The 19,398-nt window shown below is 45.3% G+C and carries 8 protein-coding genes; 2 read left to right on the top strand and 6 right to left on the bottom strand.

Annotated features, from left to right (window positions below):
- Positions 1-425: 425 nt before the first annotated feature.
- Complete coding sequence (locus B1A85_RS17160) at positions 426-2,726, bottom strand: tetratricopeptide repeat protein (RefSeq protein ID WP_104547961.1); 2,301 nt, start codon at positions 2,724-2,726, stop codon at positions 426-428.
- A complete protein-coding gene (locus B1A85_RS24800) occupies positions 2,723-4,933 on the bottom strand; it encodes a carbohydrate porin (protein WP_210404533.1) in 2,211 nt (736 codons plus the stop codon). Before B1A85_RS24800 ends, B1A85_RS17160 begins: the two co-directional genes overlap by 4 nt.
- Positions 4,934-5,249: 316 nt before the next feature.
- On the opposite strand from B1A85_RS24800, the gene B1A85_RS17150 reads away from it, so the two are divergent.
- A complete protein-coding gene (locus B1A85_RS17150) occupies positions 5,250-6,059 on the top strand; it encodes a hypothetical protein (RefSeq protein ID WP_104547960.1) in 810 nt (269 codons plus the stop codon).
- 163 nt (positions 6,060-6,222) lie between these two features.
- Here B1A85_RS17150 and B1A85_RS17145 read toward each other — a convergent pair whose 3' ends face one another.
- Positions 6,223-6,951 (bottom strand): hypothetical protein, encoded by a 729-nt coding sequence (locus B1A85_RS17145; protein ID WP_104547959.1) that lies wholly within the window; start codon positions 6,949-6,951, stop codon positions 6,223-6,225.
- Positions 6,952-7,519: 568 nt separating this feature from the next.
- Here B1A85_RS17145 and B1A85_RS17140 point away from each other — a divergent pair.
- A complete protein-coding gene (locus B1A85_RS17140) occupies positions 7,520-9,211 on the top strand; it encodes a cellulase family glycosylhydrolase (RefSeq protein ID WP_104547958.1) in 1,692 nt (563 codons plus the stop codon).
- Between the two features lie 357 nt (positions 9,212-9,568).
- Here B1A85_RS17140 and B1A85_RS17135 read toward each other — a convergent pair whose 3' ends face one another.
- The 3 genes from B1A85_RS17135 to rpoB form a co-directional block, all read right to left on the bottom strand.
- On the bottom strand, positions 9,569-13,618 hold the full coding sequence (locus B1A85_RS17135) for a DNA-directed RNA polymerase subunit beta' (RefSeq protein ID WP_104547957.1): 4,050 nt from the start codon (positions 13,616-13,618) through the stop codon (positions 9,569-9,571).
- 64 nt (positions 13,619-13,682) lie between these two features.
- The gene (locus tag B1A85_RS25685) at positions 13,683-15,557 is read right to left on the bottom strand and encodes a DNA-directed RNA polymerase subunit gamma (protein WP_104547956.1); all 1,875 of its coding nucleotides are present in this window, start codon (positions 15,555-15,557) and stop codon (positions 13,683-13,685) included.
- 110 nt (positions 15,558-15,667) lie between these two features.
- Positions 15,668-18,967: a DNA-directed RNA polymerase subunit beta gene (gene rpoB / locus B1A85_RS17125; protein WP_104547955.1), complete on the bottom strand. Its 3,300-nt coding sequence runs from the start codon at positions 18,965-18,967 to the stop codon at positions 15,668-15,670.
- Positions 18,968-19,398 lie beyond the last annotated feature (431 nt).

The raw sequence follows: 19,398 nt of genomic DNA, 5'->3' as shown, positions 1-19,398 counted from the left end.
GCTAGAATACTCTAACTTAGTTTTTCAATATTAAATAAAAATCTATAACTGAAATCTAGCTTTGCTTCTTGGCAATATCCAATCGCAAATTTACTGAGAGTTTTGATATAGTTTCTAATAGATAAAGCTCGAGTTCAGTAATTGTGCGGTGGTATAGTAGGGGTCAGAAATCAGATCTCAAGTTAAAAGCAAGCTATGGTAACAGAATTACTCTTTTACCATGTTATCCGTATCTCTTTAATTGCTATAGTATTCAATAAAAAATTTTATTAATTAAATAATCATAATAGTAGTATTGTTGCTAGTGATTAGTGTTAATTGCTAGTTATTAGTCACTAGTCACCTTTGTTGACCATTTTTTTATCGCTAATCAACCGAATTTGACATCATACCATTTCATTAAATAAGAACTGCTTGCGACTTTATTAATACCGTTCCCAGAAAGGTTGAAAACCGCGTCGTCGGAGGAAGTTTTCTTGGAGTTGTTGCCGTTGACGCGATAGCTCGTTATCTGGTGTTCCATTAGCAATTTGCTGTACTTGCAACTGTTCTACTTGTTCGAGCGCAGCCAAAGGTTTATCTTGGGCAGCACTTAAGCTTGCGAGTGTACGACGGATCGCTAAATCATTAGGATTGAGCGCCAAAACTTGAGAATATAGCTGTCGGGCAGAGTCAAAGCGTCGTTGCTGGAACCGAATACCACCTAGAGCAGATAGCGCGTCTGCATTGTAGGGTTGTGCTGTCAAGATCGTTTGATAAGCTTTGTCCGCCAGACTTAAATCGCCGATCGCCTGCGCTAGCTGTCCTTGCAAGAAATAAACGCCAACATTGTTTGGATTATTTGCAACAATTTGCGCAACTCGCGCGCGTGCTAGTGCGGGATCGCGGGAGGCAAGAAGTTGGAGCGATCGCGTTTGAATTGGGATATTGTTCGGGTCAATTGCCAAAAGCGCGTTGTATAGATTTTCGCGCTGCGGATTTGCAGGTAGAGCAGCCACTAAACTAAATAACTCAGCAGGTGCGTTACTCGTAGGTTGCGTTTGCAGCCAGCTATTAAGTACAACTTCTGCTTGGGCTTCCGAGATTCGGTTTGCTTGATAGGCAATACTCGCCCGTCCTAGTTGCACATTAGCATCTTGTGGATTACGTGCGAGGAGTTGATCGTAAAGCACTAGTGCATTCTCAGGTTGATTTTGGCTTAGGTAAATGCCAGCGAGTCCTTGCAGGGCGGCATTAAGAACGTCACCATCTTGAATATTGCCTGTAATTAAAGCTTGGTAACGTGTTTGTGCTGCGGCTAAGTTTCCTTCGCGTCGCTCAATTTCTGCTGCAAGTAACTGTGGTGCAAGATCGGTTGCGCCTGCGGGAGTCGCTGCGTAAGCGGCTAAAGCGCGTTTTGCACCTTCTAAGTCGTTGTTTTGCAATAATAGCTGCGCGATGCGGAAGTTCAGAAACGGTTGATTGACACCTGCTATCAGTAAGTTTTGATAGATAGGCAGAAATTCAGGTCCTGGAGGCTCAATTTGTGCTAAAGCTTGTGCTAACTGTTGTTGTTGCGCAGGGTCAGTTGGTAAAATTTGCAAAACTTGATACAGCCTTCCCTTGAGATCGGCAGGGGAGATGAATCCAAGTTGGCGTTCGAGCGAGAGAATTTGAATTTGAACGCTAGGGTCATTCGGTTGACTCGTTGCTAACTGACGATACAGTTGTAGTGCGGTTTGCTGTCCTTGCGGTAAACCCCGAAACACATCAGCAGCTTCGCGTAAAAGTTGCGGATTAGGAGTTACAGCTTGCGCGAGTGCTTGATTGTAAAGGCTGCCAACGCGTTCTGCAAGTCCGGCTGCATTCGTTCGCAGACGAATTTCATTGAGCGATCGCGCTAAAGGTAAAATGGCATCAACTCGACCTTGCAAAGGATCTAAAATTGCCAGCGCCTCGGTAAACTGTTGATTTGCCAAATAGGCTAACGATAATTCAGCGCGTACTTGAATGATGCGATCGTCAATTTGGGCAGCCTGCACTTGTGGTTCGAGGACTTGAATTGCACCTGCGGCATTACCAGTTTGGCGTAAAGCCCGCGCGTAGGCGATCGCTGCATAGCCAGAAATGGATTTTCCAGTCGCACGATAGCGGTTAAACAATTCTAAACCTTGTTGATAGTTACCGCTGTTGGTATAAGTTTCTGCTGCACCCAGTAAAATCTCTGGTGATGGATTGTTTGCTAAGACAGTTTGATAATCTGCTAAAGCTTCGGCAAAACGCCCTTGGTAGCCGTACAGTAACGCACGTTGCGCGCGGGCTTCGGTGTCGTTGGGATTAAGACTTAGCAACGTTGTAAGTGCTTCAATCCCACTTACTTGCCACTCAGGGCGATAGCTACCGAGAAGACCAACACTTTTGAGCGCTAATTGATTATTAGGTTCCTGTGCCAAAACTTGTTGGTAAGTATCCCACGCATCAGAAATTTCTCCTTGTCGCCTATAGGCGATCGCCAAGCCGAGTTTTGCCGGAATAGATTGTGGATAGCGGCGGACAGCTTGTTGGAAAGCAGCGATCGCATCCTTGACTAAACCCCGATCCAGAAGCGTATATCCTCTACGCACTTCGGGTGGTTGCGCTTGTGCTTGCGCGACAAGAACACCGAGATTCACAACTTCTAAAGCTGGAGTGCCGATTAATCCTGCACACAGCGCCAAAGGTACTAGATAAGAACAAAGCTGCCTCATTGGAATATACTCTCGATGGGACTTACGTTAAACTCGGTTTTAAGTCGAAATCCGAAAATTGTTTCGGAGAAGTCGTTGCGTTCTTGAAATGTAAAACCCAATCGCAAATTGGAGAGAAAGCGAAAATCATAGTACAACTCCAGCACATCAGGTCTATCATTCCCAGCTTGGCGACGCAGTTTATCATTCGACAGACTTCTCCCATAAGCTAAGCCGAGCCTATCATCTGGGGAAAAAACATCCAAAAAGCTAACACCCAGACTATAAGTATCGCCTCCGAGGTCTAAATCGCGGTTTTCATAACGACCGTAACGACCAAATATTCCCATTTTGAGATTCGGAATATAAACTTCGGCGTTGACACCGTATGATTCTTCGCGATCGGCACGCAAAATTCCTGTTTCACCGTCACTTCTTACTACCTGAAATGCTTCTTGGAAACCGTCTTGAGTTCCCGCATCACGCGCTGTCGCATAAGTCCCGCGAATAATCGCGTTGCCATAGCGAATTCCGACTTCGGTGGCAAATCCATCGAGGGCAAAATCCCCAATTGCCCGCGCAGAGGAAAACACTGCAGCTTTAGCCTCAATGTTGTCCGAGATCGACCAGTTGACCAAAGCTCCAGGACGCGAGTTGACGCCCGCACTTACTAACGCTGGATTGGTTTGGAACACAGAGTTAAAAAACTGCGATGCTCCGTCTTTAGCAAAGCTATTGCGGTCAAAGTATGAAGTCAAGTCAAGTTGACCAATCACAAACCGCAAGTTAGGCACGTTTTCTAGCGAAGTTGCTAAATAAAACTCATTGAGGTTCAATCCTTGAGTACGCGAATCAGCAAACGCTGTACCATCAGTTAAATCAACTGTAGCCCCTACTAAAACTCGTGGCGCAAGAGGATACACTGCACCAACGCGGGCGCGTGCTGAAGACTGATCGCCTTGATAGGAATAGACTCCTTGTAACTGTAAAGCGGAAGCGCTGACTGGTTGGCTATCCAACGTAGGCTGTGTTGCTGGTGGTGCTGGAACTGGGTTGGCAGGTGTTTGCGGAATGGGCGCTAAGTTTGGATTAGGCGCACTCGGCGGTGCTGTATTGGGGAGTGCAGGTAATTGCGTTGTGACTGGGGCGGCGTAGGAACCAACAGGAGGAAAGACATTACTCTGCATCGGTAGCTGTTGCCCTATTGCTGGATTCGGATTGGCGACAGGGATACCACTTGGAGCATAGTAGGATGTCAAACTACCTTGGCTCGCAGCATTTCCTACAGTATTTGGTTGCGGCATTACTGGCGGTGGTAAGTACGGCAATTGTCCTGGCAGTGCATAAGGAACTATCATGCCGTTTGAATTGTTGCCTGGTGGTAGTGGCACGGCTGTACCGCCGATTGCATTCGGTTGCGGCATTACTGGTGGTAAGTACGGTACTTGTCCTACGGGTGCATAGAGAATCATCGCGTAAGGAACCATCATGCCGTTTGAATTATTGCCTGGTGGTAGTGGCACGGCTGTACCAGCGATCGCATTCGGTTGCGGCATTGCTGGAGGTAAGTACGGTACTTGTCCCACAGGTGCATAAGGAACCATTGTGCCGTTCAAGCTATTGCTTGGTGCTGGTGGTAGTGCATTACCATTGCTGGAATTTGGCTGCGGAATTCCAGGACTCGCAGGAACTGGCAGTGGTGTAGGTGGTGTTTGGACGTAAAGTGGTTGTCCGATCGCACCATAAGGGTAAGCATTGTGGCTCGGAACTTGTTGTGGTGCATAAGGCGGTTGCTGTATGACACCTGGGGCATTTCCAATACCTTGCGTATAAGGCTGTGGTGTCGCAACCGGAAACTGATAAGGACTTTGACTTCGCGCTGAAAGTTCTTCCTGCCAGGTTCTGACTGGAACTACCGATGGAGATTGCACAACTCCATTTGGCATTGGAGTAGGAATTGGCAAAAATTGAGTATTGCCAGTGCTAGGAGTAGGATTTCCTTGCTGAGTTTGAAAATCTGTAAAATTGGATGGCGAGAGATTTTGCAGTGGTAAATTTGGCAGTTGTGCTACTTGACGTTTACCTTGTTCCACAAAACCGGCTTGAGCGAGTTGTGTGGCACTGATTTCAAATAGGCACGCAGCTAGCGCACTTGTACTCAGTAAGCTGATTAACTTGAATCGATGCAAAAAGGCAAATAAAGGACGATCAGGTACGGTTTGGCTCATCACACCCTAGTTACTTGGCTGATTATTAATTTTTCAGAGGCAGACTGTCGCCACTTTAACAAACCTTATTTCGATCGACGAGATCTCGCGAGTCGATATTCTTGCTACAAAAGTTTGAGTCGATAGCTTGTAACCGTAGATTTAGCAGAATAAGCGCCCCAACGAAGGTAAATAAGACTACTAAATTAGTTCATCAAAGTTTCATAAAAATTCTTTGTCAAAGTCTCTTGTTGAACTGAAAAAGCAAGATTATCCTGGAACAGTGGTTTGTTTTGTCTCTTGAGAAACAACTCTACCTACTGGTATCCAATGTTTTTTGCCTTATTTTGAAACTTTTGAGCAAAATACGGAAAAATTAACGTTTATTTGTGGCGATCGCGCTATGCTTACCCATTTATATCAATTTATTTTACAAAAAATTAAACTTGTCCCTCGGACGACAGCTTATAGTTTACTGCTTCTGTTGTGCGTTAGCTGCTCGTACCGTTCCTCGTCACCTGATGTAGAACTCAAGATCGATGAAATTAAAGCAACAAGTCGTCCAGGTGTTTACAGTGTCGCAGGTAGCACGAATCTACCCGACAATAGTCGAATTGTTGTCACGGCAGTGCGTTACCTTCGTCCTGCACAAGAGCAATCGAATCTTAACTTGTCTAACACCTACTCAATTTTGGCACGGCAAAGTGCACTCGTATCTGCTGGAAAATGGCAAACTACGCTCAACTTTTGGCAAGTTGCACCAGATGGTCGCTTCCAAGAAGCTTGGCAGATGGAAGTCCCATTGCAAAATTTGCTACAGCCAGCAACAACGGTTAGTTTTATTGCAACTTACAAACCTTCAAGCCAACTAACACCAACACAACAGCAACAAACTCCAGAATTACAAGGAAGTTTAGTTCGCTTTAGTACCGATGGAGAAGAGTATGTACAAGCAAGTCAATCTTTACCTGTTGCTTTGGCTTCTGGAAAAACAAATCCTCCAAGGATTCAACCAGAAGATATCAATGGCGGTTGGGGAAATCGCTCAGAACTTACATTAGATAATTCTAGTACTACAACACGTCCAAAAGTCATTAGAACAAGTCAATCAAATGCACCTCTTTCGCATTCTGAATTTTTACGTTAGCTAAATATTTTTTTTAGGTAGTTGCCATAATTTATGATACTTAATACATAAACAAAAAGACGCCTTATTGGCGTCAATAATGATTGATTTCGTTTGCCAAGTAGCTTTTCACAAAATCAGATTCTCAGCAGAAGTTTGTCTTTCACCTGCGAACATTTATTGTTCAGGAATGAGTAGCAAAGGTAGAAGAATTTGCTGAAGTATTCGTTTGTAAAGCTTTATGTAAAGTTTCCATTTGAGCCATAATTTGCTGTAACTGCTCTTGCAGTTCTTCTACTGGTGGTACTTCCGGCGCAGGGGCTGACTCAGAAGCATGTGGTTGCTGCTTTTGAGTAGAAGTTGTTTGCGTGTATGCAAGATATGTTTGAGCTAGGGCAAATTGTGCCGTAGCAGCTTGAACTGTTGAGTTTGGTTCTTCTGCAATGACAATGAAAGGTTCGATAGCGTCTAAGGGCTGCGATGAATGCTGTGGTGAAGACGGCGCCTTTTCTGAAGCAGTGTTAGGTATTTCACCGTCTAAGAAGGAATCTAATCCGAAAGTTGCTAAACGCGATTCAGAAAGTTTGAGTTCTTTTAATAATTCTTCTTTTTCTTGTAAATGTTTTTGCAATCCAGACAACTGCTGCTCTACTTGCGCCGATTTACGTGAGGATTGTTGCCAGCCCGCAACTGCAACACTTGCAACTCCTGTCCCTAAACTCAGTAAGCTTGCTAAGCCAAGATAAGGAGTCGCAATATCTCTGAGTTGACCGTGAAAAACTGGTTCTTCTTGTAACTGAATTGCTACAGGTTTAGAACCTAATAAAGCTAACGGTAATGTCAGCGTTGCAAAAACTCCAGCTGAAAGAAGTACAGGGGGCAAAACAAATTTTTTGAAGATAGATGCAGTCATGTTGAATACTTGTGAGTGATGTTGTTAGAAATAAGAAAATGAAAGAATGTTTGGAAAACTAAAGTAAAGACTAGGCTCTAATTAAGCGATTATCTATCAATATATATGCTACTCGTGCGATGCATTTTTAGCTTTACTATTTAATTGCCTCGTTGTTTTCTATACCAAGTTTAGCTTTCGCAACGCGATTGTCTGTATAGAAAAAGTAAAGTTACGTGTAAGTACTTAAATTTGTTGTAAGGATTTTTATGTGGTTTAGCTAGCTACTACATGATAAAATCTTAGTAAATACTTATGTTTTCAGAGTTTGAAGTACGATAGAAAGATAATAGTGCGCGATCGCTCTTCTGAAATACAGGCACTTTTTGATACTCAAGCTTGTCATACTTAGTAGCGAGTTTTGCGCTCAGTTTACGCTAGTTATGCTTTAAAAATTTAAGTAAAATTACTAAGTTACCAGTTTTCACGGATATTTTTTTTACATTCGAGAAATTTCTGATTTCATTCAAAGCGCATCCGTAATTCATGCTTAACAAAACTGTAACTAAGTTGCTGCACATATATAAATATGACAAAACCCCTTTTAGTTCATTTTCCTTACTTAGCACGCATTTTAGTCTCTATATTGACTCTATTAGTTCAAGCTTTACGTGCCAGCGCTTACCCATTCAAACTAAGTTTTGTCCGGCAATTTTTACGAAGGGCAAGATTTTACCAACGCCGTAGTCAGCCAACATTTGTACTGCTATGTTTATTCGTGCTAACGGCGACAACTGTGTTGGCGATTCCTGCACTGTGGCAAGATCCAAAAATAATAACTCACGCAAGTTCAACAATTCAGCTTCCTTTGTCCACTCAAGGCTCAAAAATTGTTGATGCAAAAGGAAGTCAAGTTTTGCTTAGAGGTGTAAATTGGTTTGGAATTGAAACTGAGATACATGCACCGCATGGTTTATGGCTGCGCGATTATCAAGAAATGTTAGCTCAAATCAAGCGTTTAGGATATAACACAATTCGCTTGCCCTACTCCGTACAATCATTGAGAAGTTCAACTGTTAGTGGAATTGATTACAAGCTTGGTGCTAATCAAAAACTTGAAGGGAAAACGCCCTTAGAAGTCATGGACTGCATTATCCAAGAAGCACAGCGTCAAGGTTTGTTCATTTTATTAGACAGTCATCGGTTAAACGATCGGCGAATTCCTGAATTGTGGTATGGCGATGGATTTACTGAACAAGACTGGATTGATACATGGAAAATGCTAGCTGTTCGTTATCAGCATCAAGCTAATGTCATCGGTGCTGATTTAAAAAATGAACCTCACGGTCGTGCAAGTTGGGGAACTAACGATTTAGCAACAGATTGGCGACTTGCGGCGGAACGTGCAGGTAATGCGATTCTTGCTATCAATCCCAACTGGTTAATTGTTGTGGAAGGTGTCGAGAATAATGTTCCTGGACAACGATTATCAAGACATTGGCAAGGAGGTAATCTTGAAGGCGTACGACGTTATCCTGTGCGTTTGTCGCGTCCTCGTCAGTTAGTCTATTCTCCGCATGAATACGGTCCTGGAGTTTACAATCAGCCTTGGTTTGCAGAGCGGACTTTTCCTGATAATCTCTACTATCGTTGGGAAACTGGGTTTAATTATATTGCTAGGGAAAATATCGCCCCAATTTTAGTTGGGGAGTTTGGCGGTCGTTATGTTGATAATTTATCTAAAGAAGGTATTTGGCAGCAGCGGTTTGTAAAATACATTCAAAATAATCATTTGAGCTTTACCTACTGGAGTTGGAATCCTAATAGTGAAGATACAGGCGGGATTCTGCAAGACGATTGGCAAAGTATCAATGTACCCAAACAAAATTTACTAAGTCAGTTATTAGAAAAGATTCCTTTTGCTCCAGCTGTAGAAAGAGACGCGATCGCATCTAACAATCCGCGTCAAAGTCCTTCTCGCAAGCTAAAAGTGACAACTCAATTACAATCTAATTGGCAAACAGGGTTTTGTGTAAGTTTCCAAGTCACCAATCAAAGTTCTACTTTGATAGACGATTGGCGAGTTAATTTCCAGATGCGCGATGCAACGATTAACAATATTTGGAACGCGACATTCCAAAAGCAGCGATTGCACTATATCCTTTCTCCAGAAAATTGGGCAAAAAATATCGCGCCAAATCAAACGCGAGAGCTTGGTTTTTGTGCCACTAAGCAAGGTGCGAACTATCAGCCACAGCAAGTTTCTGTTTCGAGCCGATAAGCTTGGCGTTGCTGAATAGAAGTGTGATTTGCCTCCTTACCCTCAATTCTGGGGAAACCCAAAGTTCCAAAGTTCCTTACCTGTGGGAATTTAGGAGGCTTATACAAACGTGGTTGCTTAACGATTCATACATTGATTCAGCAATGCCATAAGCTTTATAGCAATTAATCTAATACCATTTCTCTGAATAAGAATTACAATCAATTTCTTCTCTGCTTCCTCTGCGGTCTAGTAGAAACTTCAAAGCGAAATGGTATAGTCCCTAACCCTTACTATAATTAATCCCTCCAAACCAAAATTGGCTTAGAGGGTCTTTCTATCTTAGCTTGAGATTAGCTGATGAGAGGTTGTTATTGCTTAGATATCGTCATCATCCTCTTCTTCGTAATCATCCTCGTCATCATCCTCATCTGCTTCAAAGTCCTCGATTTCATCACTAATCATCAAGTCCTCATCATCATCTTGGATGAAGGAATTACGGTCAAAGCTAAAGCTATCTCCCAAACCACCGTCCAAGTTGTAGGCGCGAGCCGTACGGTCATCAAGCACGACATCGAGCGAATCTTCGCCATCGTCAAAGACACTTCCTGACTCAAGCGAGAGATCTTCACTCATGGGACTTGTTAATTCCTCGTAGGCATTAAAACCTGTTCCAGCAGGAATTAATCGTCCAATAATCACGTTTTCTTTCAAACCGCGCAACCAGTCAGATTTTCCTTCGATTGCGGCTTCTGTAAGAACTCGCGTCGTTTCTTGGAAGGAAGCGGCTGAAATAAAGCTGTCGGTGTTGAGCGATGCTTTGGTAATACCGAGGAGCATTGGCGTATATTGTGCTTTGGCACCTCCGGTAATACTCATAGCTTCATTAACTTGCTCAATCTGTCGCAGTTCAACCAACTCGCCAGGAAGCATTGTCGTATCGCCACCATCATCTACGCGGACTTTGGAGGTCATTTGTCGCACGATTACTTCGATATGCTTATCAGCAATATCAATTCCTTGCGATTGGTAAACTGTTTGTACTTCATTCACCAAGAAGGTTTGCACTTGCTGTAGTGCTTCTAAAGCAGCTGCATAAGTACCTTGCTGCATGCCATACTCGAAGAAAATTTCCAGAATCTCGTGCGGATTTGCTGGTCCTTCGGTGAGCGGCATTCCGACTTCTACCCTTGCGCCATCATGTACGACAGCATTTTGCCCAGGTCCAATTGGATATTCTGTCACAGCGCCAGAGTCTTCAACGACTCGAATCGCAACTGTTTCATCTTCTAACCTACCAACTTCAACTGTTCCTGGTCTACGTGCAAGAACGCAAGCTTCCTTCGGTTTACGAGCTTCCAAGAGTTCTTCAATTCTTGGTAAACCTTGAATGATATCTCCAGTCTTAGCTCGCTCGAATACAAGTAACACTAAGTTATCGCCACGTTGAACTAAGCCGCCATCTTCAACTTGTAAGACAGCACCTGGTGAAACGCGATAAGGACGTGCAATGCGCAAAACAACTTCGTAATTGTTACTTGCTAAAGCAGTGTCGTCGGTAGCACCTTGACTTGCTGTCATTGGGCTTTTAACTTCCAGGACTTGACCAGATTCTTTCAAGACGACTCCTGGAGCAATTTCGCGACCAGCAATGAGTAAGTCACCAACCTTGACGTGAGGTTTTTCTTTCGTGGTTACTGTAAATTGATCCGAAGAGCGAACTACTAAGATCCGCCGAATAGCTTCTGCTCCCTCACGAATACCGCGAACCTCTCCTGCTTCTTTGCACTGAATCTCAGTACGGGCGACAACAGCACCAGGTTCGATTGTTTGTCCATCTTCGACGAGGAGCCTTGTTTGAGTACTACCTTGAGTCGCATCCGCCGCAATATCGCGACGAATCACTAAGGATTCAAGAATCACTAACTGCAAGCGTTGAACATTGGGATCTTCCTCATCGGGAACTAACTCAATGTCAGCCAGCATAGGCGAACCTGTGTGTTCAGGTGACTGCATCTGCTCGATTTCTAATACTAATTGAGTCCTTAGCAGTTCTACGCCTTCGACCGATCTAACCCGTTCTGAGTCTTTGTAAGGAACGCGTTGCACGGCTCGTAGCGTAATTGAGCGACCTGCCCCGGCACTTGATTGCGTGCTAGGTACCGAGGGTTCATCGGGTACCGCAAACTCAGTGACAGGGCGCAGTAATAATGCGGGTCCTTCTGGTGATTCGACATACTCGATGTAACGTAAATCTGAGAGCGTATGACCTGGTAAAATCTCCTCACCTGGTTGACCGAACGTGCCATCGCGACTCATCACAGCTTCTGGATCGTCGACCATCAGTAATTCACCAGGTTTCACAACTAGCTCGCGCAGGATATCATTTTTCTGAGTGACTTCGACTACGCCACTGTTTTGGCAGAAGATATCCTTAACTACTTCTGTGCCAGCTTCAACATATTGAGCATCTTCGACCATTAATAGCGAGATGTCTTTGTTGACCTCGTGGGTTTCTTCTGGAATCCACAAGATTGTTCCGCCTTTGACAACTTCGTAGCCTTGCTTGGCTTTACCTTTCTTCGCAAGTTCAATGCCAGAATACTTAATTAAGCCACCAGTCGTAGTGCGATATTCATCAGAAATTAACTCGGCAACTACTTGATTATTTTGCACTTTTGTGCCTGGGGTTGCGAGCAGCGAGAACATTTGGTTGTTATTGGTTTCGATCAGATAATGATCGCGACCTTGACTGTGTTCCACACGTACTTTGGCAGTATCTAGAACAACAGAGGCGGTGATAATTTCAATTTCTCGCCCACCTTTGCCGTTGTTGACGTTTCCTGTAGGTATGCGCACTGTACCGCCATAGACTGTGTTGAGTCGTGTTTCTGCTAGGACGCTGTTGGCTTCTACTTTTTGACCATTGATAACTGATGGTTCTGCCCCTGGTGGTAAGTTGTAAACCTCTCCAGATAAAATCCAGATCAAGCCACCGCGCGCAGCGGTAGTTGTCGTATTGCCTTGGCGGTCTGTTTTTTCTTCAGGTACTACATCAGCAAACTTAACTTCGCCTGCTAAGTCTGAAGCAACATCTTTCGTAGCTTTTTCAGTATGCGCTCGCGTATTACGACCGCCGATCGCAACTTCGGCTAAAAGTTCTCCCACTTTTACGCTTTGACCGTCGGTAATATACAGCGTTGAACCTTGTGTTACTGGAATCGTGACTTTCTCCCCAGAAGTTACTTCAATCGTTAACGAACCATTCGCTTCGACGATCAACGCATCTTCACCATGACGCGTGCGGAAAGGTCGAGTCCGTAAACGGCTAGGAATGCGCACAGTTCCTTCTACTTCACTACGTACTTGGCGAGCGACTTCACCTGTAAATACACCTCCCGTGTGGAATGTCCGCATCGTTAGCTGCGTTCCAGGTTCGCCAATACTTTGCGCCGCAATAATTCCTACAGCTTCGCCGAGATCGACCATTTCGGCGTGAGCTAAACTCCAGCCGTAACAGTGTTGACATACCGATCGCGCGGCTTCGCACGTCAGTGGCGATCGCACAATAACTTCTTCAACGCCTGCTTTCTCGATCTGTGTCGCTACTTCGTCAGAGATCGGCTGATTTCGCTCTAGCAAGACTTCTTGCGTTTGTGGATGCACAACATCAGTCGCAGCAACTCTGCCCAACAATCGCGAACTCAGCGGAATTATCACGCGATCGCCATCGCGCATTGCGCGTAGGGATATTCCTCGCGTTGTACCGCAATCGATTTCGCGAATAATCACATCTTGCGCAACGTCTACTAAACGACGCGTCAAATAACCTGAGTCAGCGGTTCTGAGTGCGGTATCTACTAACCCTTTGCGCGCTCCGTACGAAGAAATAATATACTCGGTTACGGTTAATCCTTCGCGGAAGTTCGTTTTAATCGGTAAGTCGATGATCTCACCTTGAGGATCGGCCATCAAACCGCGCATTCCTACCAGCTGACGCACCTGGGAGATATTACCCCGCGCCCCAGAAAACGCCATCATGTACACCGAGTTCAACGGATTCGTCGCGCGGAAGTGATCGACAACTTCATCTTTGAGCGCTTCACTCGTACTATTCCAGGTATCGATCACTTTCTGAAAGCGTTCGACTTCCGTAATTTCGCCGCGCGTATAGCGTTCTTCAGTCGCGCGAATTTCTGCCTCGGCGGCTTCTAGTAAAGCCCGCTTGCTGGGAGGCACCATCAAGTCATCAACGCTAATGGAAACACCCGCTTTTGTGGCGTAGCGAAATCCCAAGTCTTTTAAACGGTCAGCGATCGCTGCTGTGCGAGCTGTTCCATAATTAGTAAAAGCCCAAGCGATTAAATTTTTTAGCTGCCCCTTGTCAACAACCCGATTGCGAAAAATCATTCCCTTTTGTTCTGCCATTTCTCTACTATCCCTATTAGCGATTAGCATTCAGTCATTAGCTGCAAGCGCTCAGCCTACCGCTTTACTGCAACGCTTCCTGAATTACCTTGTTGTAAATAACGCGACCTGGAGTTGTTTGGATAAACTGAGAAATCAAATTTCCATTAGCATCTTCACGGGTACGCCGTTCGCGATAGTGTTTCGTGACTGTGCCATCGTCATTTTGTTCAACCTTGATAGGCTCGGTATCTGGTTTTGCTGTTTCAACTTCGCCATCAAACCGCATCCATATTTTGGCATGAAGCGCGACTTGCTCTTGTTCGTAAGCCACGATCACATCATCTAGCGAAGCAAAAAAACGTCCAGCACCTTTCTGGCTATGAGGATTGTCTGCTGTCAAGTAATAGCACCCCAAGACCATATCCTGACTAGGAGTAATAATTGGTCTACCTGTTGCTGGAGACAAGATATTGTTAGACGCCAGCATCAGTAATCGTGCTTCAGCTTGCGACTCCAAGGACAATGGCACGTGAACCGCCATTTGGTCTCCATCAAAGTCAGCATTAAACGCAGGACAGACAAGTGGATGCAGTTGAATCGCACGCCCTTCCACAAGAATCGGTTCAAAGGCTTGAATTCCTAAGCGGTGTAGCGTTGGAGCGCGGTTGAGTAACACGGGGTGACCTTCAATCACTTCTTCCAGAACATCCCACACGCTCGGATCGCCTCGCGAGATTAGCTTTTTAGCAGCTTTAATATTGTTGACTAACCCTGACCGAATCAACCGATGAATGACGAAAGGTTGAAACAACTCAATCGCCATTTCTCTGGGTAAACCGCATTGGTGGATGTGAAGTTTTGGTCCGACAACAATGACAGATCGTCCTGAGTAGTCAACTCTTTTACCCAATAAGTTTTGCCGGAAGCGACCCTGTTTACCTTCAATGATGTCGGATAACGATTTCAGCGGTCGGTTATTGGCACCTACCACAGTTCGACCGCGACGCCCGTTGTCAATTAACGCATCGACGGCTTCTTGCAACATCCGCTTTTCGTTGCGAACGATAATTTCAGGAGCCAAAATTTCTTGCAATCTTGCCAAGCGGTTATTGCGGTTAATAACGCGACGATAGAGATCATTCAAGTCAGAAGTCGCAAAACGACCGCCATCAAGCTGTACCATCGGGCGCAAATCAGGAGGGATGACTGGGATGACTGTCATGACCATCCACTCTGGTTTAGAGCCAGTGGCGATAAAGTTATCAATTACCCGCAGTCGCTTAATCAGCTTGGCGCGTTTTTGTCCTTTGGCATTCGCGATTTCTTCGCGCAGTTTTTCGGCTTCAGTTTCTAAATTGATATCTGATAGCAAGCGTGCTAATGCTTCCGCACCAATACCAACTTCTACACCAGTAAGCTGCGAATCCTCGCTGTAAATTTGGTCTTCGATTTCGAGCCACTGGTCTTCGGTTAACAGTTGTTTGTAGGTTAGCGTTTCAGCATTACCAGGAGACAGAACAACGTAAGCGTTGAAGTACACAATTTGTTCGACATCGCGTAGGGGCATATCGAGCAGAATTGAGATATAGCTAGGTATCCCTTTGAGATACCAAACATGTGCAACGGGTGCAGCAAGTTTGATGTATCCCATGCGATGGCGGCGAACGCGCGATTCTGTAACTTCTACTCCACAGCGCTCGCAGACAATTCCACGATGCCGTACTCGTTTATATTTACCGCAGTGACATTCCCAGTCTTTTGCTGGACCAAAGATGCGCTCGCAAAATAGCCCATCCATCTCTGGCTTGAGTGTCCGGTAGTTAATGGTCTCTGGCTTGGTAACTTCTCCTACGACTTGACCGTTAGGCAAGGTACGTTCTCCCCACTGCCGAATACGTTCGGGCGAAGCTAAGCCAATCTTTACATAGTCAAACTGCGTTGTTTGCGCGTGTCTCATATCAAAGGAGTTGGAAATTGGAAGGGAATAGGGATATATAAGAGGTTAGGGAGCGAGAGAGGTTAGGGTGAGAACAGATATACACTTTGCCTCTCACCCCTAGACTTAAATTACATATCGTCTTCTAGTGCCTCGCGCGTTAAGGATTCGTAAGTAGGACGCGAAGGCGTACGGCGATTGCCAGTGTCTGCCATCAAATCGACTTCGACATCTGTAGTACTGCCGTCTGCTTGCGTTTCGACTTTATGGACAGCAATATCTAACCCCAGCGATTGCAGTTCGCGCATCAACACTTTGAAGGACTCTGGCGTCCCGGGTCGCGGAATCGCTTTGCCTTTGACAATCGAATTGAGTGCTTCGTTACGTCCTTGCATATCATCTGATTTAACAGTGAGCAATTCTTGCAAGGTATATGCTGCACCAAAGGCTTCTAATGCCCATACTTCCATCTCGCCAAAGCGCTGACCGCCTTGTTGTGCTTTACCACCCAGCGGTTGCTGCGTGACCAAGGAGTACGGTCCGGTCGACCGCGCGTGAATCTTATCATCGACGAGGTGTACGAGTTTCAGTATATAAGCAATTCCCACAGTAACTGGGCGATCGAATGGCTCTCCCGTACGACCATCAAATACCTTGATTTTACCTGGGGCTTCCGGATCGAATAGCCAATCTTTACCGGTCTGCTTGCTTGCTTCGCTCAGTTTGCCATGAACGACGGTTCGCGATGACTCTTCACCGTACATTTCGTCAAATGGCGTGACTTTGAATCGCACGCCTAAATTGTGTCCTGCCCAACCGAGTAAGCACTCAAATACTTGACCGACGTTCATCCGCGAAGGTACACCCAAGGGATTGAGCACAATGTCTACAGGGGTGCCATCCTCTAGGTACGGCATATCTTCAACTGGTAAAATGCGCGAAATAATGCCTTTATTGCCATGACGTCCTGCCATTTTGTCACCGACTTGAATCTTGCGCTTTTGCGCTACATAGACGCGCACCACCATGTTTGCGCCTGGTGGCAATTCATCACCTTGTTCGCGAGTAAATACCCGTACATCAACAACGCGACCTTTTTCCCCATTCGGTACTCTTAAGGAGTTATCGCGGACATCGCGAGCTTTTTCGCCGAAGATGGCGCGCAATAATTTTTCTTCAGGAGGTTGATCTGATTCGCCTTTGGGAGTGACTTTACCAACAAGAATGTCTCCAGCTTCTACCCACGCGCCAATGCGGATGATCCCTTGTTCGTCAAGTTGCCGGAGTGCGTCTTCACCAACATTGGGAATTTCTCGCGTGATTTCTTCTGGCCCTAGTTTGGTTTGTCTTGCTTCAATTTCATACTTCTCAATATGAATTGAAGTATAAATGTCTTCTTGAACGAGTCGTTCCGAGATTAAGATGGCATCTTCATAGTTGTAACCTTCCCACGGCATATAGGCAATCATGATATTTTGACCGAGTGCCAATTCACCGCCTTCGGTAGCTGAGCCATCTGCGATAACTTGACCCGCAACGACGCGATCGCCTTTGTGCACCAAAGGTCTTTGGTTTAAACACGTATCTTGGTTGGAGCGCTGATATTTTGAGAGTTGATACTCAATTTCGGTTCCGTTTCCGTCAGGACGAACGCGAATGCGGTTAGCGTCAACATACGAAATCACTCCATCTGTACGGCTGACAATCACCATCCCAGAATCGCGTGCGGCTTGAGCTTCTAAACCAGTTCCCACCAAAGGACGTTCTGGTTTGAGCAGGGGTACTGCTTGCCGTTGCATGTTCGATCCCATGAGCGCGCGGTTTGCGTCATCGTGCTCTAAAAAGGGAATCATACTTGTTGCCACCGACACAATTTGCACGGGCGATACCGCAACATAGTCTACTTGCTCTGGTGTCGTCGTTGTCCAGTCTTGACGATAGCGGACAGGTACTTGCGGTCCCAAAATATAACCGTTTTCGTCAACGGGAGTGTCGCCTGGAGCAACGCGCAAATCGTCTTCTTCGTCTGCTGTCATGTACACTGGCGATAGATCGAACCGGACGCGTCCGTTTTCTACGGCTCGAAATGGTGTTTCTAAAAAACCGTATTGGTTAACACGAGCGTGGGTTGCTAAAGAACCAATCAAACCAGCATTGGGACCTTCTGGGGTTTCAATTGGACAGATTCGTCCGTAGTGCGAAGGATGAATATCGCGCACTGCGAATCCCGCACGTTCGCGCGTTAATCCCCCAGGACCTAATGCACTCAAGCGGCGCTTGTGTGTGAGTTCAGCTAACGGATTTGTTTGATCCATAAACTGGCTCAATTGGCTCGAACCGAAGAATTCTTTAATTGCCGCAACAAGCGGTTTGGGGTTAACCAAAGACGCAGGAGTTAAAGCTTCGGCATCCGATACAGTCATGCGCTCGCGAATAATTCGCTCTAAGCGGTTTAAACCCACGCGTACCTGGTTCTGAAGTAATTCGCCAACGCTGCGGACTCGACGATTGCCCAAGTGGTCGATATCATCTGTGGTACCAATGTCAAACTCCAAGTTGATCAGATAGTCAACTGCTGCGAGAATATCGTTAGGGGTAAGAACTCGTGTCGTTTCAGGAATGCTCAAGCGAAGTTTCTTGTTGAGCTTGTAGCGTCCTACACGACCAAGGTCGTAGCGTTTGGGATCGAAAAAGCGCGAGTCTAATAACTGTTGACCGCCAAGTACAGTAGGTGGTTCGCCAGGACGTAGCTTGCGGTATAACTCCATCAAGGCTTCTTCTTCGGAAAACTGCCCTTCTTTTTCGATGGTTTTTTGGAAATACTCTGGGTGGCGCAGTGCATCAAAAATTTCATTATCTGAAAGTCCGAGTGCTTTCAGCAGCACTTGTGCGGATAGCTTGCGCGTTTTGTCAATGCGTACCCACACTAAATCATTCCGGTCGGTTTCAAACTTGAGCCACGCACCTCGGTTTGGGATCAAGCTCGCTGAGTAGGTACGACGACCGTTTTTATCGACTTCGGATTTGTAGTAAACTCCTGGCGAGCGGACGATCTGATTGACAATAACGCGTTCTGCACCGTTAATAATAAAAGTACCGCGATCTGTCATTAAGGGGAGATCGCCGATAAAGACTTCTTGCTCTTTGATCTCGCCTGTTTCTTTGTTAATCAACCGTGTAGGTACGTACATTTGTACTGCGTAGGTACTATCACGGCGCTTCGCCTCATCTACATCGTATTTTGGTCTTTTAAGTTTGTAGTTTTGACCAATAAAATGTAACTCTAGTTTGCCTGTGTAATCTGTAATTGGGGAAAAGCTATTAAGTTCTTCAATGAGACCGTCTTCTAAAAACCAACGGAAGCTAGAACGCTGAATTTCGATTAAGTCAGGTAACAGGAAGGTGGGTTCTATATAGGTTTCGTTTGTCATGCTTCTTATACGTACTTAACTTTATGGAGTCAAACTTCTCGGTTTTGGGCAACGCTTCTCATACATTCGCTATTGCGTTCAACAGCTAAGGGACAAGCGTCGTAGAAGAAATTGTGCCTTTTTGATTGCATTGTTTGTACAATAAACACAAAAGGTATAAGCTTAGGCTTGATAGAAAAGCTGCATCGCTCTGAAAGTCAGGAGGCTCTGGGTTAGAGCCATGGTTGATATTGCCATAACAACTTGAGTTCTCCGTTCGGTGGCTAGTCACTTACAACATCAATAGGCTTGAATATTCTAATCTAAGCTCGAACGCTACTCTTTGCTTTTTAAGCATCAAGTTTTGCGGATTTTGCTTTGGTCTGTCGCATGACACTCCTTTCTTAGGAAAGTGGGTCGTTCTCCACAGGAGAGATGAATTGCCTTGTTTG

Source organism: Chroococcidiopsis sp. TS-821 (assembly GCF_002939305.1).
GTDB lineage: Bacteria > Cyanobacteriota > Cyanobacteriia > Cyanobacteriales > Chroococcidiopsidaceae > Chroogloeocystis.
Note: the sequence above shows the minus strand (reverse complement) of the source record. Positions and strands in the feature narration are given on the sequence as shown.

Coding starts and splice junctions, on each gene's coding strand:
- B1A85_RS25685 (WP_104547956.1), bottom strand. CDS start 15,557: ATGAGACACGCGCAAACAACGCAGTTTGACTATGTAAAGATTGGCTTA.
- B1A85_RS17160 (WP_104547961.1), bottom strand. CDS start 2,726: ATGAGGCAGCTTTGTTCTTATCTAGTACCTTTGGCGCTGTGTGCAGGA.
- B1A85_RS17135 (WP_104547957.1), bottom strand. CDS start 13,618: ATGGCAGAACAAAAGGGAATGATTTTTCGCAATCGGGTTGTTGACAAG.
- B1A85_RS17140 (WP_104547958.1), top strand. CDS start 7,520: ATGACAAAACCCCTTTTAGTTCATTTTCCTTACTTAGCACGCATTTTA.
- B1A85_RS17145 (WP_104547959.1), bottom strand. CDS start 6,951: ATGACTGCATCTATCTTCAAAAAATTTGTTTTGCCCCCTGTACTTCTT.
- rpoB (WP_104547955.1), bottom strand. CDS start 18,967: ATGACAAACGAAACCTATATAGAACCCACCTTCCTGTTACCTGACTTA.
- B1A85_RS24800 (WP_210404533.1), bottom strand. CDS start 4,933: ATGAGCCAAACCGTACCTGATCGTCCTTTATTTGCCTTTTTGCATCGA.